At 74.9% G+C, this 24,673-nt stretch carries 18 protein-coding genes; 12 read left to right on the top strand and 6 right to left on the bottom strand.

Going from position 1 to position 24,673, the window contains the following annotated elements:
* The first annotated feature begins 37 nt into the window (after nt 1-37).
* From CLV92_RS00470 to CLV92_RS00460, 3 genes are all read left to right on the top strand, one after another.
* Entirely contained in the window at nt 38-436 is a 399-nt protein-coding gene (locus CLV92_RS00470; protein WP_104430835.1) for a universal stress protein, read from the top strand.
* 210 nt (nt 437-646) lie between these two features.
* Entirely contained in the window at nt 647-2,221 is a 1,575-nt protein-coding gene (locus CLV92_RS00465; RefSeq protein ID WP_104430834.1) for an RNA polymerase sigma factor, read from the top strand.
* Nucleotides 2,222-2,469: 248 nt separating this feature from the next.
* The gene (locus tag CLV92_RS00460; RefSeq protein ID WP_104430833.1) at nt 2,470-4,041 is read left to right on the top strand and encodes a hypothetical protein; all 1,572 of its coding nucleotides are present in this window, start codon (nt 2,470-2,472) and stop codon (nt 4,039-4,041) included.
* Between the two features lie 212 nt (nt 4,042-4,253).
* Here CLV92_RS00460 and CLV92_RS00455 read toward each other — a convergent pair whose 3' ends face one another.
* Entirely contained in the window at nt 4,254-4,742 is a 489-nt protein-coding gene (locus tag CLV92_RS00455; RefSeq protein ID WP_211290735.1) for a DUF456 domain-containing protein, read from the bottom strand.
* A 45-nt stretch (nt 4,743-4,787) separates the two neighbouring features.
* Complete coding sequence (locus CLV92_RS00450; RefSeq protein ID WP_104430832.1) at nt 4,788-5,015, bottom strand: DUF7455 domain-containing protein; 228 nt, start codon at nt 5,013-5,015, stop codon at nt 4,788-4,790.
* Nucleotides 5,016-5,250: 235 nt separating this feature from the next.
* On the opposite strand from CLV92_RS00450, the gene CLV92_RS00445 reads away from it, so the two are divergent.
* Nucleotides 5,251-7,398 (top strand): DNA gyrase/topoisomerase IV subunit B, encoded by a 2,148-nt coding sequence (locus CLV92_RS00445; RefSeq protein WP_104430831.1) that lies wholly within the window; start codon nt 5,251-5,253, stop codon nt 7,396-7,398.
* A 15-nt stretch (nt 7,399-7,413) separates the two neighbouring features.
* On the opposite strand, the gene CLV92_RS00440 is transcribed toward CLV92_RS00445, so the two are convergent.
* Nucleotides 7,414-8,769, bottom strand: coding sequence for a M20 family metallopeptidase (locus CLV92_RS00440; protein ID WP_104430830.1), 1,356 nt, complete (start codon nt 8,767-8,769; stop codon nt 7,414-7,416).
* A gap of 188 nt (nt 8,770-8,957) precedes the next feature.
* Between CLV92_RS00440 and CLV92_RS00435 the strand changes: the two genes are divergently transcribed.
* The 3 genes from CLV92_RS00435 to CLV92_RS00425 all read left to right on the top strand — a co-directional run bounded on the left by CLV92_RS00435 (nt 8,958) and on the right by CLV92_RS00425 (nt 13,936).
* Nucleotides 8,958-10,556 carry a diguanylate cyclase gene (locus tag CLV92_RS00435; protein WP_104430829.1) on the top strand — a complete coding sequence of 533 codons (1,599 nt, stop codon included), beginning with the start codon at nt 8,958-8,960 and terminating at the stop codon, nt 10,554-10,556.
* Nucleotides 10,557-10,650: 94 nt separating this feature from the next.
* Complete coding sequence (locus CLV92_RS00430) at nt 10,651-12,225, top strand: histidine kinase N-terminal 7TM domain-containing diguanylate cyclase (protein WP_104430828.1); 1,575 nt, start codon at nt 10,651-10,653, stop codon at nt 12,223-12,225.
* A 103-nt stretch (nt 12,226-12,328) separates the two neighbouring features.
* Complete coding sequence (locus CLV92_RS00425) at nt 12,329-13,936, top strand: histidine kinase N-terminal 7TM domain-containing diguanylate cyclase (protein WP_104430827.1); 1,608 nt, start codon at nt 12,329-12,331, stop codon at nt 13,934-13,936.
* Between the two features lie 40 nt (nt 13,937-13,976).
* On the opposite strand, the gene CLV92_RS00420 is transcribed toward CLV92_RS00425, so the two are convergent.
* On the bottom strand, nt 13,977-15,101 hold the full coding sequence (locus CLV92_RS00420; protein WP_104430826.1) for a hypothetical protein: 1,125 nt from the start codon (nt 15,099-15,101) through the stop codon (nt 13,977-13,979).
* Between the two features lie 70 nt (nt 15,102-15,171).
* Between CLV92_RS00420 and CLV92_RS00415 the strand changes: the two genes are divergently transcribed.
* Together CLV92_RS00415 and CLV92_RS00410 are read left to right on the top strand one after the other, a co-directional pair.
* On the top strand, nt 15,172-15,675 hold the full coding sequence (locus CLV92_RS00415; RefSeq protein WP_104430825.1) for a SigE family RNA polymerase sigma factor: 504 nt from the start codon (nt 15,172-15,174) through the stop codon (nt 15,673-15,675).
* Nucleotides 15,676-16,164: 489 nt separating this feature from the next.
* Nucleotides 16,165-16,515 carry a hypothetical protein gene (locus CLV92_RS00410; RefSeq protein WP_104430824.1) on the top strand — a complete coding sequence of 117 codons (351 nt, stop codon included), beginning with the start codon at nt 16,165-16,167 and terminating at the stop codon, nt 16,513-16,515.
* Nucleotides 16,516-16,527: 12 nt separating this feature from the next.
* Here the strand turns inward: CLV92_RS00410 and CLV92_RS00405 are convergent, their stop codons facing one another.
* Together CLV92_RS00405 and CLV92_RS00400 are read right to left on the bottom strand one after the other, a co-directional pair.
* A complete protein-coding gene (locus CLV92_RS00405; RefSeq protein WP_104430823.1) occupies nt 16,528-19,044 on the bottom strand; it encodes a DNA gyrase/topoisomerase IV subunit A in 2,517 nt (838 codons plus the stop codon).
* A 72-nt stretch (nt 19,045-19,116) separates the two neighbouring features.
* Nucleotides 19,117-19,764, bottom strand: coding sequence for a nitroreductase family protein (locus CLV92_RS00400; RefSeq protein ID WP_104430822.1), 648 nt, complete (start codon nt 19,762-19,764; stop codon nt 19,117-19,119).
* A 246-nt stretch (nt 19,765-20,010) separates the two neighbouring features.
* Here CLV92_RS00400 and CLV92_RS00395 point away from each other — a divergent pair, with 246 nt between their 5' ends.
* The 3 genes from CLV92_RS00395 (at nt 20,011) to CLV92_RS00385 (ending at nt 24,637) form a co-directional block, all read left to right on the top strand.
* Entirely contained in the window at nt 20,011-22,740 is a 2,730-nt protein-coding gene (locus tag CLV92_RS00395; RefSeq protein WP_104430821.1) for a bifunctional acetate--CoA ligase family protein/GNAT family N-acetyltransferase, read from the top strand.
* Between the two features lie 68 nt (nt 22,741-22,808).
* Nucleotides 22,809-23,429 carry a DUF5998 family protein gene (locus CLV92_RS00390; protein ID WP_245886274.1) on the top strand — a complete coding sequence of 207 codons (621 nt, stop codon included), beginning with the start codon at nt 22,809-22,811 and terminating at the stop codon, nt 23,427-23,429.
* Nucleotides 23,426-24,637 carry an alkaline phosphatase family protein gene (locus CLV92_RS00385; RefSeq protein ID WP_104430820.1) on the top strand — a complete coding sequence of 404 codons (1,212 nt, stop codon included), beginning with the start codon at nt 23,426-23,428 and terminating at the stop codon, nt 24,635-24,637. Before CLV92_RS00390 ends, CLV92_RS00385 begins: the two co-directional genes overlap by 4 nt.
* Nucleotides 24,638-24,673: the final 36 nt, after the last annotated feature.

The following is a 24,673-nucleotide window of genomic DNA, read 5'->3' as shown; positions in this document are numbered from 1 at the left end:
CGGGCCCTGCCCCGCCAGCCCGTGCCCGGAGGACTGCATGGCGATCGTCGTCGGCCTGGTGCCCACCCCCGAGGGGCGGACCGCCCTGGAACAGGCGGCCGAGGCCGCCGTGCGGGAGGGGACCGCGCTCGTCGCCGTGCGCAGCCTGCGTCCGGGGCGTGAGCAGGACGCCGAGGAGGTCGCCGAGCTCGAGGCGGTCCACTCCCGGGTCCGCGCGCAGCTCGAGGCGGCCGGCCTGGCGCACGACGTGCGGGAGGTGCCCGACAGCCTGGACGCCGCGGAGGACCTCATCGCAGCGGTGGAGGAGACGGGTGCGCAGCTCGTCGTGATCGGGTTGCGCCGCCGCACCCCCGTGGGCAAGCTCATCCTCGGCGCCAGCGCCCAGCGCGTCCTCCTCGACGCGCCCTGCCCGGTCCTCGCCGTCAAGGCCCCCTGAGGTCGAGGCCCCCCGAGCCGGGCGGGCCGCTCGCGCGCCGCCGTTCGAGGGCAGTCGCGCGCCGGACGCGCCGCGACCCGGTCCGGCGTGCCACAATTGGCAGTTGATGTCTCCACTGGGCATGTTCCCGCCCGGCCAGGTGTTGTGGACACCGGTTGCCATCACGGTCGCTGCTCGCGACCCGTTCCGCCCCTCGACGAAAGGCAGTTCGTGTCGTCGGCATCGACCTCCCGGCCGCTCCCGCCCGAGTTCGCTCACGAGACCTTCCAGCAGCTCATGCGGGAGGGGACTGCTCGCGGCTACGTCGAGGCGCACGCCGTGCGCAGCGCCTGCGAGGAGGCCCAGCTGCCCCTTCAGCGCATGAAGGCCGTCCTGCGCGCCCTGGACGACGCCGGCGTCACCGTCCGCGTCGAGGAGCAGCCGAAGCGCGCCGTGGCGGCCGCCTCCACGCGCCGCGCCACGTCGACGGCCACGGCGTCGAAGACCGCCGCGTCGAAGTCCGCCGCCGCGAAGGCGGCTCCGGCCAAGACCGCCGCCGCCAAGGCCGCACCGGCCAAGGCGGCCGCCAAGACGACCCGCGCACCCGCCAAGCGCGCCGCTGCCGAGGAGGGCACCGGGCCCGCCGCGCCCGCCAAGGCCCGCAAGACGGCCGGTTCCTCGAAGGACGAGCCGGAGGGCGCGGTCGAGGACGTCGCGATCGACGACGACGCCCTCGCGGACGTTCCGGCCGGCGCGCTGGAGGAGGTCGAGGAGATCGCGGCCGACGCCGAGCCGGACGCCGAGACCACCGAGCGCGGCAAGTCCCCGACCACCGGGGGCTTCGTCCTCACCGACGACGACGACGACGCGCCCGCCCAGCAGGTCGCCACCGCCGGCGCCACGGCCGACCCCGTCAAGGACTACCTCAAGCAGATCGGCAAGGTCGCCCTCCTCAACGCCGAGCAGGAGGTCGAGCTCGCCAAGCGCATCGAGGCCGGCCTCTTCGCCGAGGAGAAGCTGCACTCCGGCGCCAAGATCGAGCCCAAGCTCAAGCGCGAGCTGTGGTGGATCGCCGAGGACGGCCGCCGGGCCAAGAACCACCTGCTCGAGGCCAACCTGCGCCTCGTCGTCTCCCTCGCCAAGCGCTACACCGGCCGCGGCATGCTCTTCCTGGACCTCATCCAGGAGGGCAACCTCGGCCTGATCCGCGCGGTGGAGAAGTTCGACTACACCAAGGGCTACAAGTTCTCCACGTACGCCACCTGGTGGATCCGGCAGGCCATCACGCGCGCGATGGCCGACCAGGCCCGCACCATCCGCATTCCGGTGCACATGGTCGAGGTCATCAACAAGCTGGCCCGCGTCCAGCGCCAGATGCTGCAGGACCTCGGGCGCGAGCCCACCCCGGAGGAGCTCGCCAAGGAGCTCGACATGACCCCGGAGAAGGTCGTCGAGGTCCAGAAGTACGGGCGTGAGCCGATCTCCCTGCACACGCCGCTGGGCGAGGACGGGGACTCGGAGTTCGGTGACCTCATCGAGGACTCCGAGGCCGTCGTGCCGGCCGACGCGGTGAGCTTCACCCTGCTGCAGGAGCAGCTGCACTCCGTCCTCGACACGCTCTCCGAGCGCGAGGCGGGTGTGGTGTCGATGCGCTTCGGCCTCACCGACGGGCAGCCGAAGACGCTGGACGAGATCGGCAAGGTCTACGGCGTCACGCGCGAGCGGATCCGCCAGATCGAGTCCAAGACGATGTCGAAGCTGCGGCATCCCTCGCGCTCGCAGGTGCTGCGCGACTACCTGGACTGAGCGCCGCCCCGGCGGGCCGTCACGCGGCGACCCGCTCGCGGCGAGTTCGTGCAGAAGCCCCGTTCCTCCGGTTCTCCCGGAGGAGCGGGGCTTTCTGCATGCGCTGGGTGATGCTCCGATCACGGAGACCGCAACCGTCGTTCCGGCGTTTAGGAAGTTGAACTCCAGCTAGTCACAGGTGGTCATGTCCTCAACGGCTCAGCCCGCGACAGTTGCGACGCGACGGAGCTACAGCCCCTGGAGGGACCATGCGCACCACCCGAGCAGCACTCGCGGCGCTCGCCACGACTTCCCTGATCTTCGGCGGCAGCCTCGCGGCCCCCGCCTTCGCGACCACCCCCACGGGGCCGGACGTCAAGCCGAGTTCCGGCACGAAGGACAACCCCACGTGCGGTGACTTCACCTCGGGGGCGCTCGAAGAGAAGATCGACAGGGCGCCCCAGGTGGGAGACGAGGCCGGCCCGGTCACGATCACCAAGGTGACCGGCAACACCTTCGACTTCGTCTCCGATCTGCCCGTCCTCGTCATCGTGGTCAAGGGCGGCACGCAGTCCGCGTTCAACGTCTACAACTACACGACCCTCAAGGGCACGTTCGGTGACGACGGCCTCACCACGTCGACGGGGCAGGAGATCAGCCATGTCTCCTTCTGCTACCTGCCCTTCAAGCCGACCGGTGAGCTGACGGTCAGCAAGACCGCGGTCGCCACCTACGACCGCAAGGTCAGCTGGGCCCTCACCAAGGACGTCCTGACCGCGGGCAGCGAAGCCGGCCAGGCAGACGTCACCTACAGCGGAACGCCGGGTCAGTCCTTCACCTCGACGTGGAACGTGCAGGCCACCAAGGCCGACTCCGGCCCCCGCGACCACCTCATCACCGGCAAGATCACGGTCACCAACGGCACCAACATGCAGGCCACCGTGAACGTCGCCGACACGCTGGACGACGGCAGCCGCGTCGACCTCGACTGCGACCCCGGGACCGAGGGGGCTCAGGTTACCCTGACCCTCGCGGCGGGCGCGGGCGTCGACTGCCTCTACCGTGCCGCTCCCGGCGGGACCTCGGCGACGCTGAACACGGCCACCGTCACGACCGTGGAGACCGTGCCCGCCGGCCACGTCGGCTTCATCGGCTTCGGCGAGAACGAGGACGGCGTCAAGACCACCACCGCGGCCGTGGAGTTCACGGAGAACCTCGACGGCTCCGACAGCGCGCTGCTCAGGGACGACCTGCTCAGCTACAGCGAGACCATCGGGAACAGCGCCGCGATCGTCGAGTCGCGGACCGACACCTGCCCCACGGAGCGCAGCGCCTACGACGCCTTCCGCAAGTTCACCACGACGGTGGAGAACACCGCGGTGCTGACCCCGACCGGCGGCACCGCCCTCCACGGCAGCGCGTCGGTGACGCTGAACTGCGAGTACCCCGCGACGTGGAAGGGGGAGACCGCCACCGGTCGCGGCACCGCGTACCCGGGGAGCGGCAACTGGTTCATGTACTCGTCCTACAGCGCGCTGTCGAACGGCACGGGCGTCGACCTGGTCGCCGGCCAGCACTTCGACGCCGGTCAGGTCACCGCGAGCCGCGGGCTGGCCAGCAACAGCACCAGCCTCACGATCGTCCTGGACAAGGGCTACCGCTTCGCCGGCGTCCTCGAGAACGTGAAGGTGCAGCCGCTGAGCACGGTGCCCACCAAGGAGGTCAAGGTCGGTTCCTTCTCCGTCAAGCGCACTGCCACGGGCGACTCGATCACCATCAGCGGCCTCGCGAACACCGCCAACTACGGCATCCACGTCGACGTGGAGCGTCAGGTCGACTGACCCGGGCCGCGGCTGAGCGTCCCCCTGCCGCGCGGCCGCACCGACAGCGGAGGCCCCGCCCCCCGTCCTGGACGGGGGGGCGGGGCCTCCGCCGTTGCGGCCGCCGTCGACGGGACACCGGCCCGCACGGACCGGACCGCACCACCACGCAGGTGGGGGTGGCGACCCGACGGCCACCACCCCCATCTGCGGTCGCGCCCCGCGCCGCCCCGTCAGCCGCGCAGCACCAGGGCGGCCACGGCCCAGCCCCCCACGGCCAGCAGCGCCGCGGCGACCTCGATCGCCATGCTCAGCCCGGCGGCCTTGAGGGCGTGCACCGTGGAGCGCCAGGCCTCCGCGCCCCCGCCGCGCAGGCGCGCGGACTCGGCGAGGTAGACGCCCGCGACGAAGCCGAGGGGCAGGCCGACGACGGGGACGGCGAAGAAGCCGGCGACCGCGAGGGCGGCGCCGACGAAGAGGGTGCGGTTGGGGATGCCCAGCTCCTGCATGCGCCGGCCGGGCAGGAGGTACTTGGCGACCTGCCCGCCGCTGAGCACGACGACCATGCCGAGCAGCACCCACCAGGCGGCCCCGCCGGTGAGCCAGGCCCAGGCCAGGCCGGCCGCCAGCACGAGCAGCGCCCCCGGCAGGACGGGCAGCAGCGTGCCCGCCACCCCCACGGCCATGACGAGGGCGACGAGCAGGAGCCCGGCGTCACCCACGGGTCGGTGGGTGGAGCCGGGCTCCGGTGTGCGTGGTTGCGGTGCTCAGCGTTCGTCGTCCTGCGACGAGGCCGGCGTCGCGGTGAGCCGGCCGGTCTCGTCCTGGATCTGGCGGGCGACGCCCTGGAGGGCCTCGCGGTGCTCGCGGCCGTGGTGGCCGCAGAAGAGCAGCTCTCCGCCGGTACCCAGGACGACGCGCACGTAGGCCTGAGCGCCGCAGCGGTCGCAGCGGTCGGCGGCGGTCAGCGGGTCGTGGGCAAGAGCTGTGGTCACGGGGCTCCTTCCGGAGTGCTCGGCTGTGCGGGCACCGTCCGTCGCCGGCCGGGGCTCGCGGGGAGGCGGCTGCCTGCCGCCTCCACTGTGCTCCAACATCCAACCACCCCCGCTGGTTCCCGCATCGCCATGTCGCCCGTTCGCCAGGAGCGATCGCGCCTCGGACGGGTGCCCGGCGCTCGCCCGACGCGCGTGCCCCGCCGGATGTGTCGCCCGCGTCGCCTAACCTGGCCGGGTGAGTGCTGAGCCCGTCGATCCCGCCGCGAGCCCTGCCGGGCGGCGTCCCGCGAAGAAGGAGCCGGACGGCTACACCGCCGCCCACCTGCTGGTGCTGGAGGGGCTGGAAGCGGTCCGCAAGCGCCCCGGCATGTACATCGGCTCCACCGACTCCCGCGGCCTCATGCACTGCCTGTGGGAGATCATCGACAACTCCGTGGACGAGGCGCTGGGCGAGCACTGCTCCCGGATCGTCGTGGTCCTGCACGCCGACTCCTCCGTGGAGGTGCGCGACGACGGCCGCGGCATCCCCGTGGACGTGGAGCCGCGCACGGGCCTGTCGGGCGTGGAGGTCGTCTTCACCCACCTGCACGCGGGCGGCAAGTTCGGCGGCGGCTCCTACTCCGCCTCCGGCGGTCTGCACGGCGTCGGCGCCAGCGTCGTCAACGCCCTCTCTGCGCGCCTGGACGTCGAGGTCGACCGGGGCGGCAAGACCCACGCCACCAGCTTCCGGCGCGGCGTGCCGGGGCGCTTCGCGGGGGAGGGCCCCGACGCGCCGTTCGAGCGCACCACCGGCCTGGAGGTCGTCGGCCGCGCCAAGCGGGGCGTGACCGGCACCCGGGTGCGCTACTGGGCGGACAAGCAGATCTTCCTCAAGGAGGCGGAGTTCTCCTACTCCGACCTCGTCGCCCGCGCCCGGCAGACCTCGTTCCTGGTGCCGGGGCTGTCCATCGTCATCCGCGACGAGCGCGGCCTGCCCGGCACGCCGGCCGAGCACGGCCCCCACGAGGAGACCTTCCGCCACGACGGCGGCATCGGGGAGTTCGCCGACTTCCTCGCACCCGACGCGCCCGTCACCGGCGTGTGGCGGCTGCAGGGCACCGACCACTTCCGGGAGAACGTGCCGGTCCTCGACGACGACGGGCACATGACGGTCACCGAGGTGGAGCGCCAGTGCGACGTGGACATCGCCGTCCGCTGGGGCACCGGCTACGAGACGACCGTGCAGTCCTACGTCAACATCATCTCCACCCCCAAGGGCGGCACCCACCTCGCCGGCTTCGACGCGGCGCTGCTGAAGGTCCTGCGCAAGCAGGTCGAGGTCAACGCGCGGCGCCTCAAGGCCGGCGGCAAGGACGACAAGATCGAGAAGGACGACGTCCTCGCAGGGCTGACCGCGGTGGTCACCGTGCGACTGGCGGAGCCGCAGTTCGAGGGGCAGACCAAGGAGGTGCTGGGCACCGCGGCCGTGCGTCCCATCGTCGCCCGCGTCGTCGAGCGGGAGCTGACCGCGATCCTGACGTCGGCCAAGCGCGACGAGAAGCAGCAGTCGTCGATGCTGCTGGAGAAGGTCGTCGCGGAGATGAAGGCCCGCGTCTCCGCCCGCCAGCACAAGGAGACGCAGCGGCGCAAGAACGCCCTGGAGACCTCCTCGCTGCCCGCAAAGCTCAAGGACTGCCGCTCCGACGACGTGGCCCGCACCGAGCTGTTCCTCGTGGAGGGCGACTCCGCGCTCGGCACGGCCAACGTCGCCCGCGACTCGGAGTACCAGGCGCTGCTGCCCCTGCGCGGCAAGATCCTCAACGTCCAGAAGGCGTCCGTGGCGGACATGCTCAAGAACGCCGAGTGCGCCTCGATCATCCAGGTCGTCGGCGCCGGCTCCGGGCGCAGCTTCGACGTCGACGCCGCCCGCTACGGCAAGATCGTGCTGATGACGGACGCGGACGTGGACGGCGCCCACATCCGCACCCTGCTGCTGACCCTGTTCTTCCGCTACATGCGGCCCTTGGTGGACGCCGGGCGGGTCTTCGCCGCCGTCCCGCCGCTGCACCGCATCGAGGTGATCGGCGCCGGGCGCAAGCCCAACGAGGTCGTCTACACGTACTCCGACGCGGAGCTGCGGCGGCTGCTGGCGGACCTGGCCAAGAAGGGCCGCCGCTACAAGGAGCCCATCCAGCGGTACAAGGGCCTCGGCGAGATGAACGCCGACCAGCTCGCCGAGACGACGATGGACCCGGGCCGCCGCACCCTGCGGCGGGTGACCATCGCCGACGCCCAGGGGGCCGAGGACGTCTTCGAGCTGCTGATGGGCAACGAGGTCGCACCCCGCAAGGACTTCATCGTGGCCGGGGCGGCGAAGCTGGACCGGGAGCGCATCGACGCCTGAGCCGCCCGGGCGCCCTCACGAGAGGTACTCCTCCACGTCGAGGGCGCCCCCGGCAGCGGCGAACTCCGCCCGGACGGCGGCCAGCAGGTCCGCGTCGGCCAGCAGGTCCAGGGCCGTCAGCGCCAGCCCCACCGCCCCGTCCAGCGCACCCCGGTCGCCGGCCTCCGAACCCGCCGCCTCGGCGAAGCCCCGCGTGTGCAGCGACTCCTCCGGGCCCGCGATGGCGATCATGGGGTGGATCGCGGGGACCCGGACGCTGAGGTTGCCCAGGTCCGTCGAGCCCGACAGCGACTCCGGCACCACCCCCGGCGGCAGTGCGGTGCGCCCGCGCCGGCGCTGGTGCAGGGTCCAGCGCGCCGCCATCGCCAGGTTCGCCCGGATCGGCAGGTACGCCGGCTGCCGGTCCCACTCCAGCTCGTAGCCGCAGCCGGTCATCGCCGCCGCCGCGACCAGCACCGCCTCCACCCGCGTGCACAGCTCCACCAGCGTCTCCGGCCGCGCCGAGCGCACGTAGTACTCCGCCACCGCCCGCTCCGGCACCACGTTGGGCCGCTCACCGCCCTCGAGGACGATGCCGTGGACCCGGTCAGAGGACGGGATGTGCTGCCGCAGCATGGCGATCCCCTGGTAACCGGCCACCACCGCGTCGAGGGCGTTGCGCCCCATGAACGGCTGCGCCGAGGCGTGGGCGGCGACCCCCCGGTAGGTGGCCCGCACCTGCCGCCGGCCCAGGAAGGGCAGCACCGCCACGTCGTAGGTGAACGGGTGGACCATCAGGACGGCGTCCACCCCCTCCAGCGCGCCCGCGCGGGCCAGCAGCTCCTTGCCGCCGCCGCCCTCCTCCGCGGGAGTGCCCAGCAGCACCGCCGTGCCCGGAAGCGCTCGGTCCCCGGAGCCGGAGAGCACCGCGTGCAGGCCGAGGAAGGCCCCGGCGGCCGCGGCGGCGATGACGTTGTGGCCGCAGCCGTGACCGATGCCCGGCAGGGCGTCGTACTCGGCGAGGACCGCCACGACCGGCCCGCCGGCGCCCGTGGTGGCGCGCAGGGCCGTGTCGAGGCCGTGGACGCCCACCTGCGCGTCGACGCCGTGGCGGGCGAGGAGGTCGGCCAGGGCCCGCGCGGAGCGGTGCTCGGCCCAGCCCTCCTCGGGGTGGGCGTGCAGGTCGCGGCTGAGGGCGAGGAGGTCGGGCGCGGCGGCCTCCACCGCGGACTCGGCGGCGTCGAGCAGCGCGGCCGGAGCGCCGGAGTACCCGCTGGGGAGGGGAGTGGCGCGCCCGGCCGCGCTGTCGGCGGCGTCGCGCAGGGCGTCCAGGTGGGCGGTGCCGGGGCGCTCGGGCAGGGACGGGTCGCTTCCGCCGGTCAGACGCGTCATGCCCGACAGGTGTAGCAGCAGGGCGGCCGCGGTGGCGGGGCGGGCGGACCGCGCCGGTCCGGGACCCGGTCGGTCGCACGCAGCCGCCCCGCCCTCGCGGTCCCGGGGCTCAGTTCCCGCCCCGCGCGTGCCGATGTCCTCCCAGGACTCTCGGCGCCGCCGGGGGCGGGACGGGGGAGGAGGTCACGATGAGCGCACCAGCGGAGATCCCATCGGCGGGCATCGTCGTCTTCCTCCTCGCGGCCCTGCTCTGCGGGGCCACCGCGGGATGGTCGTGGCGGCACCGGCGGATCACCCCCGCCGCGACGGCGCTCGCTGCGCTGATGGCCGGGGCGGGGGGCTGGGCCGCGTGCGCCGGGCTCCTGCACCTGGGCGTGCCGGTGCTCGCCGAGCGGGTGGTCCACGTCGTCAACTACGCCGCGATCCACCTGCTCATCGCCTCGACGCTGTGCATGACGTGGGCGGTCGTCGACCCGTCCTGGCGGCTGCGGCGCCGCACGCTCGCCGTGCTCGCGCTGGTCCCGGCCGTCGTCGTGCTGGTCGTGGCCACCGACGCCTGGCACCACCTCTTCTACAGCGGCTACGAGGACACCGCCGGGTACCCGAAGCTGGTCTTCGGGCCGGCGTTCTGGGCGCACTCCGCCTACTGCTACGCGCTGCTGACCTGGTCGATGGCGCGCCTGGTGCGCGGCTGGTGGCGGGCGTCGTCGATCTTCCGCAAGCAGCTGGGCAGCCTCATCGCGGGGGCCCTGCTGCCCACCGCGCTGAACGCCGTGACCCTCAGCGCGCCGCAGGTCTTCAGCGGCGTCGACTACACCCCCGTCTTCTTCGTGCTCACCGGCCTGATCATGGCGCGGGCGCTGTTCCGGCAGGGCCTGCTGCAGGTGGTGCCGGTCGCGCGGGCGCAGGTCGTGGACACCCTGCAGGACGGCGTCTTCGTCGTCGACCACGCCGGGCGCGTCGTGGACGTCAACCGCGCCGGGCAGACGATGATCCGACGGATCCGCCCCGACCTGCCCGCCGAGCTCGTCGGCCTGCCGGCGCGGGAGGTCCTGCGCCGGCCCGAGGTGCGGCCGCTGCTGGAGGAGACCTGCCAGCGGATCGTCGAGGTGGCGCCCGGCCTGCACCTGGACCTGCGCTCCAGCGTCCACGTCGACGCGCGCGGCAACCTCCTGGCGCGGGTGGTGACCGCCCGCGACGTCAGCGAGGCGGTCGCCGCGGACCGGGCGCTGCGCGAGCACGTGGCCACCATCGAGGAGCTGCGCGAGCAGCTGCAGGAGGAGGCGGTGCGGGACGCGCTGACGGGCCTGCACAACCGCCGGCACCTGATGGCCTCCCTGGACCGGGCGCTGGCGGACGCCGCAGCCACCGGCGAGCCGGTGGGCCTGGTGCTGATGGACGTGGACCACTTCAAGTCCGTCAACGACACCCACGGCCACCAGGTCGGCGACGACGTGCTGTGCGCGGTGGCGCACTCGTTGCTGGCAGGCACCCGCGAGGGCGACACCGTCGCCCGCTACGGCGGGGAGGAGTTCGTCGTGCTGCTGCCCGGCGCCGGGGTGGAGGCCACCATGCGGCGGGCGGAGCAGATCCGCACCCGCTGCGAGGCCACCGTCGTGCCGCTGGTGGGCGCCGACGGGCCCCGCAGCCTGTCCGTGACCATCTCCGCCGGGGTAGCCGTCCACCCCGCCGACGGCGCCGACGCGCGCGCCCTGGTGGCCGCCGCGGACGCCGCGCTGTACGCCGCCAAGGCCGGCGGGCGCAACCGCGTCGTCCTCGCCCGGTGACGAACGCCGCCATCCGCTCAGGCTCCGTCCCGCGGCTGCCGATGAGACAGGGAGCAGCCCGCGTCCGCGGGCCCCGTGCCACGAGGAGGAACCGGTGACCACCGGAGTAGTCGTCGCCGTCTTCCTCGCCGCAGCGCTCATCTGCGTCGGCACCGCGTTCGGATCGTGGCGCCGCCGGGACGTCACCCCCGCCGCCACCGCGCTCGCGGTGCTCCTGAGCGGCGCCGCCACGTGGGCCGCCAGCGCCGGCGTCCTCCACGCCGGCATGCCGCCGGTCCTCGAGCAGGCCCTCGTCGTCCTCGCCTACCCCGCCAAGCACGTGATGATCGCCGCCACGGTCATGCTGAGCTGGGCGGTGGTCGACCCCGCGTGGCGGCCGCGCCGCCGCACTGTGGTCGGCCTGTCGATCGTGCCGGTCCTCGTCACGCTGGTCGCGGCGACCAACCCGCTCCACGGGCAGTTCTTCCGCGCGATCGCGCCCACCGGCGTCTACCCCGAGGTCGAGTTCGGTCCGGCCTTCTGGGCCCACACGGCGTACTCCTACGCGCTGCTCGGCTACATCCTCGTCCGGCTGGGCCGTGAGTGGTGGCGGGCGTCGTCGATCTTCCGGAAGCAGATCGGCAGCATCATCCTCGCGACGCTGCTGCCCACCGGCCTCAACGCCGTGACGCTGAGCCAGCGGGTCATCTTCCACGGCGTCGACTACACGCCCGTCTTCTTCGTCTTCACCGGCGCGCTGATGGCACGGGCCCTCTTCCGCCAGGGCCTGCTGCAGGTCGTGCCGGTGGCCCGCTCGCAGGTCGTGGACACCCTCGAGGACGCGGTCCTCGTCATCGACCACTCCGGCCGCCTGGTGGACGCCAACACCGCCGCGCGCAGCCTGGTGAGGGGTCTGCGCAAGGACCTGCCCGAGGAGATCGTCGGGCTCTCGGCGGACGAGATCTTCCACCACGAGGCCGTGCGGCCGCTGCTGGAGGACAACTGCCAGCGCACCCTCGAACTCGCCCGGGGCCTGCACATGGACCTGCGCTCCCGCGTCCACCTGGACGACCGCGGGCACCTGCTGGCGCGCGTCGTCACCGCCCGCGACGTCAGCGACCTCGTTCTGGCCGACCGCAGGCTGCGCGAGCAGCTCAGCACCATCCAGGACCTGCAGGAGCGCCTGCAGGAGGACGCGATCCGCGACCCGCTGACGGGGCTGCACAACCGCCGGCACCTGATGGCCGTGCTGGACGCCGTGCTGGCCACGGGCGACCAGGTGGGCCTGGTGATCCTCGACGTGGACCACTTCAAGTCCGTCAACGACACCCACGGCCACCAGACCGGCGACGACGTGCTCGTCGCCGTGGCGCACTCGCTGCTGGAGGGCACCCGCGAGGGCGACACCGTCGCCCGCTACGGCGGGGAGGAGTTCGTCGTGCTGCTGCCCGGCGCCGGGGTGGAGGCCACCATGCGGCGGGCCGAGCAGATCCGCGCCCGCTGCCAGGCGACGAAGGTCCCGATCATCGTGGGCGAGGACCCGCGCACGCTGTCCGTGACGATCTCCGCCGGGGTGGCCGTCCACCCCGCCGACGGCGCCGACGCGCGCGCCCTGGTGGCCGCCGCGGACGCCGCGCTGTACGCCGCCAAGGCCGGCGGCCGCAACCGCGTGGTCTGCGCCACCTCCTGAGCCCGTCCGGCGGCGCCCGCGGCGGCCCGCTCAGGCAAGCGCCCGAACGTACCGATGAATTGAGCAGGGCGTCCGGACCGAGGGCGCCGCAGGAGGTGGAGACGTGACGGGCACAGCGATCGCCGCCGCGTTCTCCGTCGCGACCGCCGTGGCTGTGCTCACCGCCACCTGGGCGTGGCGGGGGCGCCGCCGCATCCGCACCGCAGGGTCGCTGACGGCGGCCCTCACCGCGATCGGCCTGTGGACCGCGAGCGACGGCCTCGCCCGCCTCGCGGCCTCGCCCGCCGTCGAGGCCGTCCTCCACGTGGTCCAGTACACCGCGATCAACGCCGCCATGGCGGCGCTGGTCTGCGTGGCCTGGTCGGTGGCGGAGCCGACGTGGCGGCCCACCCGCACCACCGTCACGCGCTTCGCCGCCGCCCCCGCGGTGATCCTCGCCCTCGTGGCCACGAACCCCTGGCACCGCGCGTTCCTCGTGCCGAGCGGCCCCGACGCCGCGTCGGCGTGGGAGTTCGGGCCGCTGTTCTGGGTGCACGCCGCCTACTGCTACGGCCTCTTCCTCGTGGGGCTCGGCCGGCTGGCGCGGGCGTGGTGGCGCGCCTCGTGGGTGTTCCGCAAGCCGATCGGCTTCTCGATCCTCGCCACGCTGCTGCCGGTCCCGCTGAACGTCGTGGCGCTGAGCCTCCCCGCCGACCTGCGCGGCGTCGACGGCACGCCCTTCTTCTTCCTCGTCACGGCCCTCCTCTTCGCCTACGTCATCGCCCGGCAGGCCCGGCGCCGGGTGGTGCCCCTGGCGCGCTCGCAGATCGTGGAGGCCCTCGAGGACGCCGTGCTGGTCCTCGACCACTGCGGCCGCCTCGTGGACGCCAACCCGGCCGCCGACACCCTGCTGAGGCGCCTGGAGCCCGCGCTGCCCGCCGGGGTGCTGGGCCTGCCCGCCGAGGCGGTGCTGACCGACCCCCGCCTGCGCACCCTGGCCGCGGGGGAGGGGCAGCAGACCCTGGAGGCCGCCGAGGGCCTGCACCTCGACGTGCGCTGCCGCCTGCAGCAGGACTCCCGCGGCGCCGTGCTGGCGCGGGTCGTCACCGCCCGGGACGTCAGCGAGTCCGTGGTGGCCGACCGGCGCCTGCGGGAGCAGCTGAGCACCATCCAGGCCCTGCAGGAGCGCCTCAGCGAGGACGCGATCCGTGACGCCCTGACCGGCCTGCACAACCGCCGCCACCTGATGAGCGTGCTGGAGACCACCCTGGCCGAGCGGCGGCCCGTGGCGCTGGTCATCCTCGACGTGGACCACTTCAAGTCCGTCAACGACACCCACGGCCACCAGACCGGCGACGAGGTGCTGTGCGCGGTCGCGCAGTCCCTGCGGGCCGGCACCCGCGACGGGGACACCGTGGCCCGCTACGGCGGGGAGGAGTTCGTCGTGCTCCTCGACGCCGCGGACCGCGACACCGCACTGCGGCGGGCGGAGGAGCTGCGGGCCGGCTGCAGCACCCGTCCGGTTCCCGTTCCCCTCCCGTGCCGCTCGCCGGAGTCGGGGAGCCTCCCGGGTGCCACCGGCCACGGGATCAGCATCACCGTGACCCTCTCCGCCGGCGTGGGGGTCTTCCCCGCCGACGGGGCCGACGCCCGCTCACTGATCGCGGCGGCCGACGCCGCCCTCTACGCCGCCAAGGCGGGCGGGCGCGACCGGCTGGTCCTCGCCGGCTGAGCCGGCGGCATCGCCGCGGCGCCCGCCCGGTGCCCGGCGCTCACTCCCCGCCGGTCCGCGGAAGACCGGCCGCGAGGGTGTCGACCGTCCCCTGGTCCGCGACCACCGTCCGCCAGTCGTGGCGGGCCGCCTCGAGCACCGCCGGGTCGGGCTGCGGCCCCTCGAACCAGACGGCGGGGTCCCGGTGCTCCACCAGCACCATCCCGCCCGCCGCGGCGACGTGCCGCCACGCTGCCGCGTCGACGCGTGCCGCCAGCTCCTCGCGCACGACCTGCACCGCGAACACGTCGGCGACCCCGACGGTCTCGGCGAGCGCGCGGAACGGCGCCGCGGCCGCCAGCCTCCCGGGCCAGGACGTCTGCTCCGTGTCCTCGACGGGAGTGGCGGTCCAGCCCACGACGGCGCGGATGCGCCCGTACTCCAGGTGCGCCGCGTTGCGCAGCAGGTCCTCGCGAGCCCCCGCCAGGTGCCTGCGCCACTCGCTGTCGGCGACGGTGGACACCACCCGGCCGTCCGGCGGGACCTCCAGCACCCGTCGCACCCCCTCCTCGTCCGTCACCAGCCGGAAGCCCCGGCCGTGCCCGAGGGCGTCCTCGACGACGTCCGCGGCATCAGCCGGAGCGCACGTCCACGGCAACCCGGCACCGACCTGGACGCGACCGGTGCAGGAGCGCAGGGCGCGGCCGGCGAGGTCCCGGGCCACCGCCGCCAGCGACTCCGCGTCCGCCACCGTCCTCAGCACGGCGACCCCCTCGACCTCGTGCCGCGCGCGCACGTTCAGACGGGTGCTCAGGAGCGGCGTCCACGTGGCGCCCACGAGGTGCGGCGCGGGCAGCTCCACCAGGTCCAGGCGCCCCCTGAGCCCCGCCTCCGCCATGAGTTCCACGAGCAGCGCCATCCCCCCGGCGAGGTCGTGGTAGTCGGTGATCCTGAAGGCGAACCCGTCGGGGAGCAGGGCATCGCCGCCCACGAGGGGAAGGAGGTCGTCGAAGTCACCGGACTCGTCCTCCTCGGACCGGACCGCCGCCAGCTCGCGGACGGCCCGCCAGCGGCGCAGTGCCTCCGGGTGGGGCAGGTCCGTGACGAGCCGGACGTCGAAGGCCTCCTCCGGCCCCTCGGCGACGAGGCGCTGCAGCGAGTTCCCCAGCGAGAGTGGATCAGACACAGAACCTCCTCGGACGCGGGCAACCCCACGAGCGTCCCAGGTCGTACACCTTCATGACGGAGGGAGCGGGATGCGGGACCGGGGTGACTTCGAGGCGTTCGTGGTGGCGGCAGGCAGACGGCTGCACACCAGCGCCTACCTGCTGACGCGCGACCACGGCCTCGCCGAGGACCTCGTGCAGACGGCGCTCGCGCGGGCCTGGATCGCGTGGCACCGCGTCGACGGGGCCCCGGAGCCGTACGTGCGCCGCATCCTGGTCCACGAATTCCTGACGTCGAGGCGTCGGCGGTGGTGGGGCGAGCACCCGGACGACGACCCCCCGGACGAGGCGACGCCGGACACCTACCGGGCCAGCGACGACCGCCTCGACCTCGCCGGGGCGCTGGGCCGCCTCCCCGTCCGCCAGCGCGCCGTGGTGGTGCTGCGCTACGTCGAGGGCCTCCCCGAGGCGGAGGTCGCCGAGCTGCTCGGGTGCAGCGTCGGCACGGTCAAGAGCCAGGCCAGCAAGGCGCTGGCGAAGCTGCGGGTGGACGACGTGCTGGGCGACCGCACGGGGATCGGAGGTGAGCGGTGAACGTGGAGGAGATGCGTGCCCGGCTGCGCGCGGAGGCCGAGGCCTCCGCTCCGCGGATCTCGCACGAGGAGCGGCTGGCCGGCGTGGACGAGCGCGTGCGGGTCCTGCGCCGCACCGCGCTGCGCCGCCGCTCGGCCGGCGCCGCACTGGTCGGGGCCGCCGCCGTCGCCGTGGTGGCGCTCGTGACCGGGCAGCCGACGTCCCCGCGACCGGACGGCCCGGCGGGCGGGAGCACCACGACGACGGAGCGCCCCCCGGCGGGCGCGCCCCTCCCGAGCCCGGCGCTGCCGCCGCCGATGTTGCCCGCCGCGGAAGAGCGCGCCGTCCTCGACGGCCTCGGTCTCGACGCGCCGCCGCCGGCGGGCTTCCTCACCGGGGTGGAGGAGGCGCTGGACCAGCGCGGGCTGCGCCGGGCGAGCCTGCTGCGGTGGGCCGACGCCGGTGGCGAGGCCGGGGAGGGGGGGCTCCGGGCCGGCCGGCGAAGGGCTGGTGGGCACCGCGTACCTGACCGAGCACGGCGCGGGAGTGCTCGTCGCCACCCACCGCCTCGGCACCGGCTCCACCGCCGTCGACCTCTGCGACTGGCTCACCGCTGCCGACCCGGGCAGCGAGGCCCCCGGGGGAACGTGCACGCAGACCGGTGTGCCGGGAGGGGTGCTCGCCACCGTCGACGCGCCCGCCGACGGCGGCACCGGGGCGGCGTTCGCTGCGAGCCGCCACATCGTGCGGGTGACGAGCCACGTCATGGACACGCCCACCGCGGAGCGGGTCGCGGACCGCCGCCCCGTCGACGTCACGGTCCTCGGCGACCTCGCGCAGGACCCGCGCCTGCGCTGGTGAGGCGCCGCCGGCTCAGGCCACCGGCGGGGCCACCGCCGGGGCCGGCGCTCCCGCCACCGCCGCGATCGGCTTCTCCGCCGGCACGCCGCTGCCGTCGCGGCGCCCCACGGCCTCCGGCAGCGGCGCCGCGGTGCCCGTGGGGGTGGCGGCCTCGGCGGGACCGGCGCCGGCCCACGCCAGCAGCAGACCGTCCTCCCCGCGCAGCAGCCGGTGGCAGCGCACCCCGCCCGTGGCGCGCCCCTTCGGCGGGTACTCCGCCAGCGGCGTCACCTTCACGGTGCCGTGGTGCATCCCCTCCAGCGCCTGCGAGGAACCCGCGACCGTCACCACCACCGCGTCGCCGCTGCCGGGGGCGTCCTGCGCGACCGCCCCGAAGAACACCACCCGCGCCCCGGGGGAGAGGCGGATGCCCGCCATGCCCGCTGCGGCCCGGCCCTGCGGCCGCACGCTCCCGGCGGGGAAGCGCAGCAGCTGCGCGTCGGAGCTGACGAACACGAGGTCCTCCTCGCCCGTGGTCAGCTGCACCGCGCCGACGACCTCGTCGCGATCCTTCAGGGCGATGACGTCGACCTCCTCGCGGTTGCCCATCGGCTCGGGCGCGACCCGCTTCACCACGCCCTGCGCGGTGGCCAGCGCCAGGCCCGGCCCGGCCGGCTCGTCGGCCAGCGTGGCCAGGCACAGCACCCGCTCGCCCTTGGCGAGGGTGACGAACTCCTTCACCGACACCCCGCCCGACAAGGAGGGGCGCCCCACCGTCGGCGGCAGCGCGGGCAGATCCAGCACCGGCAGCCGCACCAGCCGGCCACGGGAGGTCACCACCCCCACCCAGCCGCGCGCCGTGGCCGGGGTCGTGGAGACCACCAGGTCGTGCTTCGTGCGACGGCCCTCGCTGCCCAGCGGCTCGTCACCGGCGGTGCGCGCCAGCAGGCCCGTCGACGACAGCAGCACCAGGCACGGGTCGTCGGCGACCTCCAGCGCCGCGCCGCCCCGCGCGCCGCTGCGGGCCGCGCCCGTCCCCGTCGCCGGCCCGTCCGAGGTCAGCAGCACCGTGCGCCGGGGCGTGCCGTGCTCCGCGGCCACCTGCGCCAGCTCGTCGCTGACGAGGCCGCGCAGCCTGCGCTCGGAGTTCAGGACCGCCCGCAGCGCGGCGATCTCGCGGTTGAGCTCCTTCTGCTCCTTCTCCAGCTCCAGCCGGGAGAACTTCGTCAGCCGCCGCAGCTGCATCTCCAGGATGTAGCGGGCCTGCACGTCGGACAGGTCGAACACCTGCATCAGCCGGGCCCGGGCCGCCTCGGCGTCGTCGCTGGTGCGCACGATCTGGATGACTTCGTCGATGTCGAGGATCGCCACCAGCAGCCCGTCGACCAGGTGCAGCCGCTCCTCCTTGCGGCGCAACCGGTACGCCGTGCGCCGCCGCACCACGTCGATGCGGTGGCCGACGAACACCTGCAGCAGCTCCCGCAGCCCCAGGGTCCGCGGCTGCCCCTCGACGAGGGCGACGTTGTTGATGCCGAAGGACTCCTCCATCGGCGTGAGGCGGTACAGCTGCTCCAGCACCGCCTCGGGCACGAACCCGTTCTTCACCTCGATGACGAAGTGCAGGCCCCGGGTGCGGTCGGTGAGGTCGACGACGTCCGCGATGCCCTGCAGCTTCTTCGCGGTGATCGCGTCCTTGATCTTCTCGGTCAGGCGCTCCGGGCCCACCCCGAGGGGCAGCTCCGTGACGATGATCCCCTTGCGGCGAGGGGTGATGTTCTCGATGCGCGTCGTGGCCCGCGTGCGGAACGTCCCGCGGCCCGTCTCGTACGCCTCGCGGATGCCCTCCAGCCCGACGATGCGCCCGCCCGTCGGCAGGTCCGGACCGGGCACGTAGCGCATCAGGTCGGCCGTCGTGGCCTTCGGGTCGTCGATGAGGTGCCGCGCCGCGGCGACGACCTCGTTGAGGTTGTGCGGCGGCATGTTCGTGGCCATGCCCACCGCGATGCCGCTGGCCCCGTTGACGAGCAGGTTGGGGAACGCCGCCGGCAGCACCCCCGGTTCGGTGAGGCGGTCGTCGTAGTTCGGCACGAAGTCGACGACGTCCTCGTCGAGGCTCGTCGTCATCAGCAGGGCCGCCTCGGCCGGGCGCACCTCGGTGTAGCGCTGCGCGGCCGGGCCGGCGTCCAGGGAGCCGAAGTTGCCGTGGCCGTCCACCAGCGGCAGGCGCATCGTGAACGGCTGCGCCTGGCGCACCAGCGCGTCGTAGATGGCCGTGTCGCCGTGCGGGTGCAGCTTTCCCATCACCTCGCCGACCACGCGCGCCGACTTCACGTGACCGCGGTCGGGGCGCAGGCCCATGTCGTGCATCATGTAGAGGATCCGCCGCTGGACGGGCTTCAGGCCGTCGCGGGCGTCCGGCAGGGCCCGGGAGTAGATGACCGAGTAGGCGTACTCCAGGAACGCCCCCTGCATCTCCTGCTGCACGTCGATGTCGACGATGCGCTCCGGAGTCGGCGGGGGCGGGGGGGCTTCGGTGGTGCGACGTGCCATGGGGCCATCCTGCCCGCCGCCGCCGACGCCGGTGCGCAGGGCGTGCCGGGGACCCGCGCGCGGGGAGCCCCCTCAGCCCGCGGGCCACCCGCCGCCGTAGCGCCCGTCGTGCACGACCTCCGCCGCCGGGCGCCGCCCCCGCCGCAACGACGGGGAGCGCCGGTCCGGCGCCGGGTGCCCCAGGCTCACCACCCCGACCAGCCGCCGCTCCGCCGGCACGCCGAAGCTCTCCCTCACCGCCGCGTGCGCCCCGGACGGCACCCCGAAGAAGCAGGCACCCAGCCCGGCGTCCACGGCCGACAGCAGCAGCTGGTGCGCGGCCATGCCGGCGTCGACGTCCCAGTACGGCACCGGCCAGCGCCCCGGGTCGCGGTCGGTCCACCCCTTGTCCGGCTCCGCGTAGCGCTCCAGGTACGTGGCGGGGGAGCTGAGCACCACCACCAGCACCGGCGCCGTGCGCATCCCCGCCAGCCAGCGCCCGCCCCCGTCGCCCGCACCGGCCCGCGGCGGCGGCGCGCCGTGCTCGGCGGTCAGCCGCCAGAACAGCTCCCGCTCCTGCGCCCGGCGCAGCACCAGCAACTCCCGGCCCTGCGCGAAGCCCGCCGACGGTGCGCGCAGGGCCTCGCGCAGCAGCCGGTCCAGGCAGGCGCCGTCCACCTCGCGGGAGGGGTCGTAGCTGCGGACCATGCGGCGGCGGCGCACCGCCTCGGAGAGCTCCACGCCGCGCAGTCTGCCGCGGCGGCGCGGCGTCCACGGCGCGGCGGGGACGGTGCGTTCCGCGGCGCGGCGGGGACGTCTCGCAGCCGACGCGCCGGCGTGTCGTCGCCGGAGGTCCCCGCCCCGCCGGGCGAGCAGGCGTGGCGGGGACGTCTCGCAGCCGACGCGCCGGCGTGTCGTCGCCGGAGGTCCCCGCCCGCCGGGCCCTCCTCCAGAGGCGTCGCACACACCCGCCGATAGGCTCCGGCCATGGGGACGCAACCGCCCGCGGCTGCACCCACCGCCGGTGCGGAGCCGTACCCGACGCGGTGGGAGGCGGACGTGGTGCTGCGCGACGGCGGCACCGCGCACGTGCGGCCCATCACCCCCGCCGACGCCGACGCGGTCGCCCGCTTCCACGAGCGGCAGTCCGACGAGTCGCGCTACCTGCGCTTCTTCGCGCCCATGCCGCGCCTGTCCGCGCGCGACCTGCAGCGTTTCACCGTCGTCGACCACGACGAGCGGGTCGCCCTCGTCGCCACCGTCGGCGACGACATCGTCGGCATCGCCCGCTACGACGCGGCGCCGCGCCGCCAGGGGCGGCCCGTCGAGGCCGAGGTGGCCTTCAACATCTCCGACGCCCACCAGGGCCGCGGCCTGGGCTCCGTGCTGCTGGAGCACCTCGCCGCCGCCGCCCGCGAGCGCGGCGTGGGGCGCTTCACCGCCGACGTGCTGCCCCAGAACGGAAAGATGATCAACGTCTTCCGGGAGGCCGGCTACGAGGTGCGGCAGGGCTACTCCGACGGCGTGCTCGAGGTCTCCTTCGCCATCGATCCCACCGAGCGCTCCGTGGACGTCATGCGCGCCCGCGAGCAGCGGGCCGAGGCGCGCAGCATGGCGTCGCTGCTCGCCCCCGCCTCCGTCGTCGTCGTCGGTGCCAGCCGCAACCCCGGCACGGTGGGGCACCGCCTCCTCGCCGACATCGTCTCCGGCGGCTTCCGCGGCAGCGTGCACGCCGTCAACGCCGACGCCCTGCCCGATGAGCGGGAGCTGCTCGGGGTGCCGCTGGCCCGCAGCCTGCGCGACGTGCCCGCACCGGTGGACCTCGCCGTGATCGCCGTGCCCCCGTCCTGCGCCGTCGCCACCGTCGCCGAGTGCGCCGCCCTGGGGGTGCGCGGCCTCGTCGTCGTCTCCAGCGGCTTCGCCGAGACCGGCCCGCACGGGCTGGTGCTGCAGCGCGAGCTCGTCCGCGCCGCCCACGCCAACGGCATGCGCGTGGTGGGGCCCAACTCCTTCGGCCTGATCAACACCGACCCCGAGGTGCGGCTCAACGCCTCCCTGAACACGGAGCTGCCCGCGGCCGGGCGCTTCGGGCTGTTCAGCCAGTCCGGCGCGCTCGGGGTCGCGGTGCTGTCCTCGGCGGCGCGGCGCGGCCTCGGGGTGTCCACGTTCGTCTCCGCCGGCAACCGCGCCGACGTCTCCGGCAACGACTGCATGCACTTCTGGGCGGAGGACGAGCGCACCACCGCCGTGGGCCTGTACCTGGAGAGCGTCGGCAACCCCCGCAAGTTCAGCCGGGTCGCCCGTTCCCTCTCCCGCCGCAAGCCCGTCGTCGTCGTGAAGTCCGGCATGTCCAGCTTCGGCGTGCCGCCCGGGCACGCGGTGCGCCCCTCGCGGGTGCCGTTCGCCGCGTTCGACGCGATGCTGCGCCAGGCCGGGGTGATCCGGGTGGAGAACGTCCACCAGCTCTTCGACGTGGCGCAGGTGGTCGTCGACCAGCCGCTGCCCACCGGGGACCGTGTCGCCGTCGTCGGCAACTCCGACGCCCTGGCCACCCTCGCCGCCGACGCCGCCGTCAGCTGGGGCCTGCGCGTCGTGCACGGGCCGACGTCGGTGCACCCGGAGGCCGGCGTCGAGGAGGTCGTGCGCGCCCTGGAGGACGCCATGGCCGACCCGGAGGTCGACGCGGTGGTCGCTAGCTACGTCCCGCCGACCGCCACCGTGGACACCGCAGTCGCCGCCGCCGTCGCCGAGGCGGCCCTGCGCGGGGGCAAGACGTGCGTGACCTGCTTCCTCGGCACCCGCACGGTGCGCTCGACGGAGACGCTGCCCGGTCCCACCGCGGCGCAGTCCGACGGGCGGGTGCACCGGGTGGTGCCGTCGTACCCGACCCCCGAGGATGCCGTGCGCGCGCTGGCCTCCGCCGTCCGCTACGCCGAGTGGCGCAGGCGGGACCCGGGCCGCGTGGTCGCCCCCGAGGGGGTGGACCTGCCGGCCGCCCGCGAGCTCGTGAAGCGGCTGCTGGCTGCCGTGCCGGACGACGGGGAGCTGGACCGGGACTCCGTCGCGGCGCTGCTGGCCACGGCGGGGCTGCACCTGTGGCCGCGGGAGGAGGTCTCCACCCGGGAGCAGGCCGTCGCGGCCGCCCTGCGCTTCGGCTGGCCGGTGGCGCTGAAGACCGCGGGCGGGGAGCTGTCGGAGCGGCAGGACCTGCGCGGGGTGCGCCTCGGCCTCGGCAGCGCCGCCGCGCTGAGCGCCGCCTTCGACGAGATGCGCGAGGCCCTGGGCCCGGACGCCACCCGCCTCGTGGTGCAGCCCATGGCGCCGCTGGGGGTGCCGTGCCAGGTGCGGAGCATGGAGGACCCGCTGTTCGGGCCCGTGGTGAGCTTCGGGCTGGAGGGCGACCCCCTGGACCTCCTCGACGACATCGCCTACCGCATCCCGCCGCTGACGGACGTCGACGTCTCCGAGCTCGTCCGCTGCGTGAAGGCCTCCCCGCGCCTGCTGGGCCACCGGGGTGCGCCCGTGCTGGACGTGCCCGCGCTGGAGGACGTCATCGCGCGGGTCGCGGTGCTGGCCGATGCACTCCCCGAGATCGCCGACCTGAAGCTGGGGCCGGTGCTGGTGGCCGAGCGCGGCGCCTCGGTGCTGGACGCCGCGGTGCGCGTGGCGACACCCCCCGGGCGCGCCGACGCCGACCGCAGGGTCCTGCCGAGCTGAACCGCGGCCCGGCGGGGCCCGCGGACGGGGTGCGCCCCGCCGCGCGGGGAGTGCGCGATGATGGCGGGATGCGCGAGCGCACCACGTCCCGTCGCCACGTCCCCGACGGCGGCACAGCAGCGGAACTGCCACCCGAGCTGATCGCCGACGTGGAGCGGGCGGGGTACTACCCCCAGCTCGTCACCGACGTGCTGCGCTCCGCCCTGGCCGGTGAGCCGGTCCAGGCGCACCTGGTGCACCTGGAGACGACGTTCGACAGCGCGGAGGTCCGCCGTCACGTGACGGTGCTGGCGCTGACGCCGTCGCGGCTGGTCATCGCCCACGCCGACGACCACGGCCCCGACGAGACGTCCCCGGAGAACTACGCGGTGGCCTCCACCGAGGCGGTGGCGCTGCACCGGGTGGAGTCCGTCGTGGTCTCCCACGTCGTCACCCGTCCGGACCAGCACCGCAGCGGGTCCACCCCGCACGAGGTGACGCTCACCGTGGGCTGGGGAGCGGTGCGCCGTGTCGACCTGGAGCCGGCGGGCTGCGCCGACACCGAGTGCGACGCCGACCACGGCTACACCGGCTCCCTGAGCGGCGACGACCTCACCCTGCGCGTGAGCGCCGCGGCGGAGGGCGCGGGGGCGGTGCAGGCGGCGGTGGCGTTCGCGCGGGCGCTGTCGGAGGCGACAGCCCGGGCATGAGCGGTGGCGTCGGCACCCCGGGCGTGGACGGGCCCGGGGGGTCCCGGGAGGGCACGGGGCTGCCCGCGGCACCGCCGTACGGCTCCAGCAGCCTCGCGGACGTCCTGCCCGCCGTCGCCCGCGCCCTGGGCGTGGAGCTCCCCGGCCGGCCCGTCGGGAGCGGCGGGGACGGCCTCGTGGTCCCGTCGTGCGCCCGCGCCTGCGTGGTGCTCGTCGACGGCCTCGGGGAGCTGGCCCTGGCCGACCGCGGCGGGCACGCCCCGTTCCTGCGCCGGCTGCGCGGCGAGGGCGCGCACCGCGCCATCACGGCGGGGTTCCCTACGACGACCGCGACGAGCATGGGCCTCTTCGGCACCGGCCTGCCCCCGGGCGGGCACGGCCTCGTCGGCTACGAGGTCCTGGACCCGGCCCGCGACGTGCTCGTCAACCAGCTCGCCTGGGACGCGGAGCTGGACCCGCGCCGGTGGCAGCCGCACCCGACGGTGCTGCAGGAGGTGCAGGCCGCCGGCGTGGAGGTCGTGCGGGTGGGGCCGCCCCACTTCGACGGCTCCGGCCTGACCGAGGCGGTGCTGCGCGGCGGCCGCTTCGTGGGCACGCCGGACTCCCTCGACGCGCGGGTGGACGCGGCCGTGAGCGCCGTGCGAGCCTCCGCGCGCTCCCTCGTCTACGTCTACTGGGGGCAGCTGGACTGGACGGGGCACGGCTCCGGGGTCGGCTCCTGGGAGTGGGGCGACGAGCTGGAGCGGGTCGACGCGGCGCTGGCCGCCCTGGCGCGCCGGCTGCCCCGCGACTGCCGGCTGGTGGTCACCGCCGACCACGGCATGGTTGACGTGCCCTTCGCCCGCCGCCTCGACCTGGCCGCGGAGCCGGAGCTGGCGGCAGGGGTCCGCCACGCCGGCGGGGAGCCGCGCGCGCTGCACCTGTACTGCGAGCCGGACGCGGCCGGGGACGTGCTGGAGCGCTGGCGCCGGCGCCTGGGGGAGGAGGCCTGGGTGCTGACCCGTGACGAGGCGGTGGCGGCGGGGTGGTTCGGGCCGGTGGCTGCCGGGGTCGCGGAACGCATCGGCGACGTGCTGGCCGTCATGCGGACGGACACGGCGGTCGTGAACTCGGCACGGCAGCGGCCGCAGGTGCTGCGCCTGCTCGGTCACCACGGTGCGCTGACCCCGCAGGAGCGGCTGGTGCCGCTGTTCGTGACTCCGGGCTGAGCACCACCGGGGTGGTCCACCGCCGGGCTGATCCCG

Source organism: Kineococcus xinjiangensis (assembly GCF_002934625.1).
Classification (GTDB): domain Bacteria; phylum Actinomycetota; class Actinomycetes; order Actinomycetales; family Kineococcaceae; genus Kineococcus_A; species Kineococcus_A xinjiangensis.
This window is presented reverse-complemented; position numbering and strand designations above follow the sequence as displayed.

Bases quoted from the DNA above. Each gene is read 5' to 3' on its own strand.
- CLV92_RS00470 (WP_104430835.1), top strand. From the start codon at position 38: ATGGCGATCGTCGTCGGCCTGGTGCCCACCCCCGAGGGGCGGACCGCC.
- CLV92_RS00460 (WP_104430833.1), top strand. From the start codon at position 2,470: ATGCGCACCACCCGAGCAGCACTCGCGGCGCTCGCCACGACTTCCCTG.
- CLV92_RS00440 (WP_104430830.1), bottom strand. From the start codon at position 8,769: ATGACGCGTCTGACCGGCGGAAGCGACCCGTCCCTGCCCGAGCGCCCC.
- CLV92_RS00435 (WP_104430829.1), top strand. From the start codon at position 8,958: ATGAGCGCACCAGCGGAGATCCCATCGGCGGGCATCGTCGTCTTCCTC.
- CLV92_RS00415 (WP_104430825.1), top strand. From the start codon at position 15,172: ATGCGGGACCGGGGTGACTTCGAGGCGTTCGTGGTGGCGGCAGGCAGA.
- CLV92_RS00405 (WP_104430823.1), bottom strand. From the start codon at position 19,044: ATGGCACGTCGCACCACCGAAGCCCCCCCGCCCCCGCCGACTCCGGAG.
- CLV92_RS00395 (WP_104430821.1), top strand. From the start codon at position 20,011: ATGGGGACGCAACCGCCCGCGGCTGCACCCACCGCCGGTGCGGAGCCG.
- CLV92_RS00390 (WP_245886274.1), top strand. From the start codon at position 22,809: ATGCGCGAGCGCACCACGTCCCGTCGCCACGTCCCCGACGGCGGCACA.
- CLV92_RS00385 (WP_104430820.1), top strand. From the start codon at position 23,426: ATGAGCGGTGGCGTCGGCACCCCGGGCGTGGACGGGCCCGGGGGGTCC.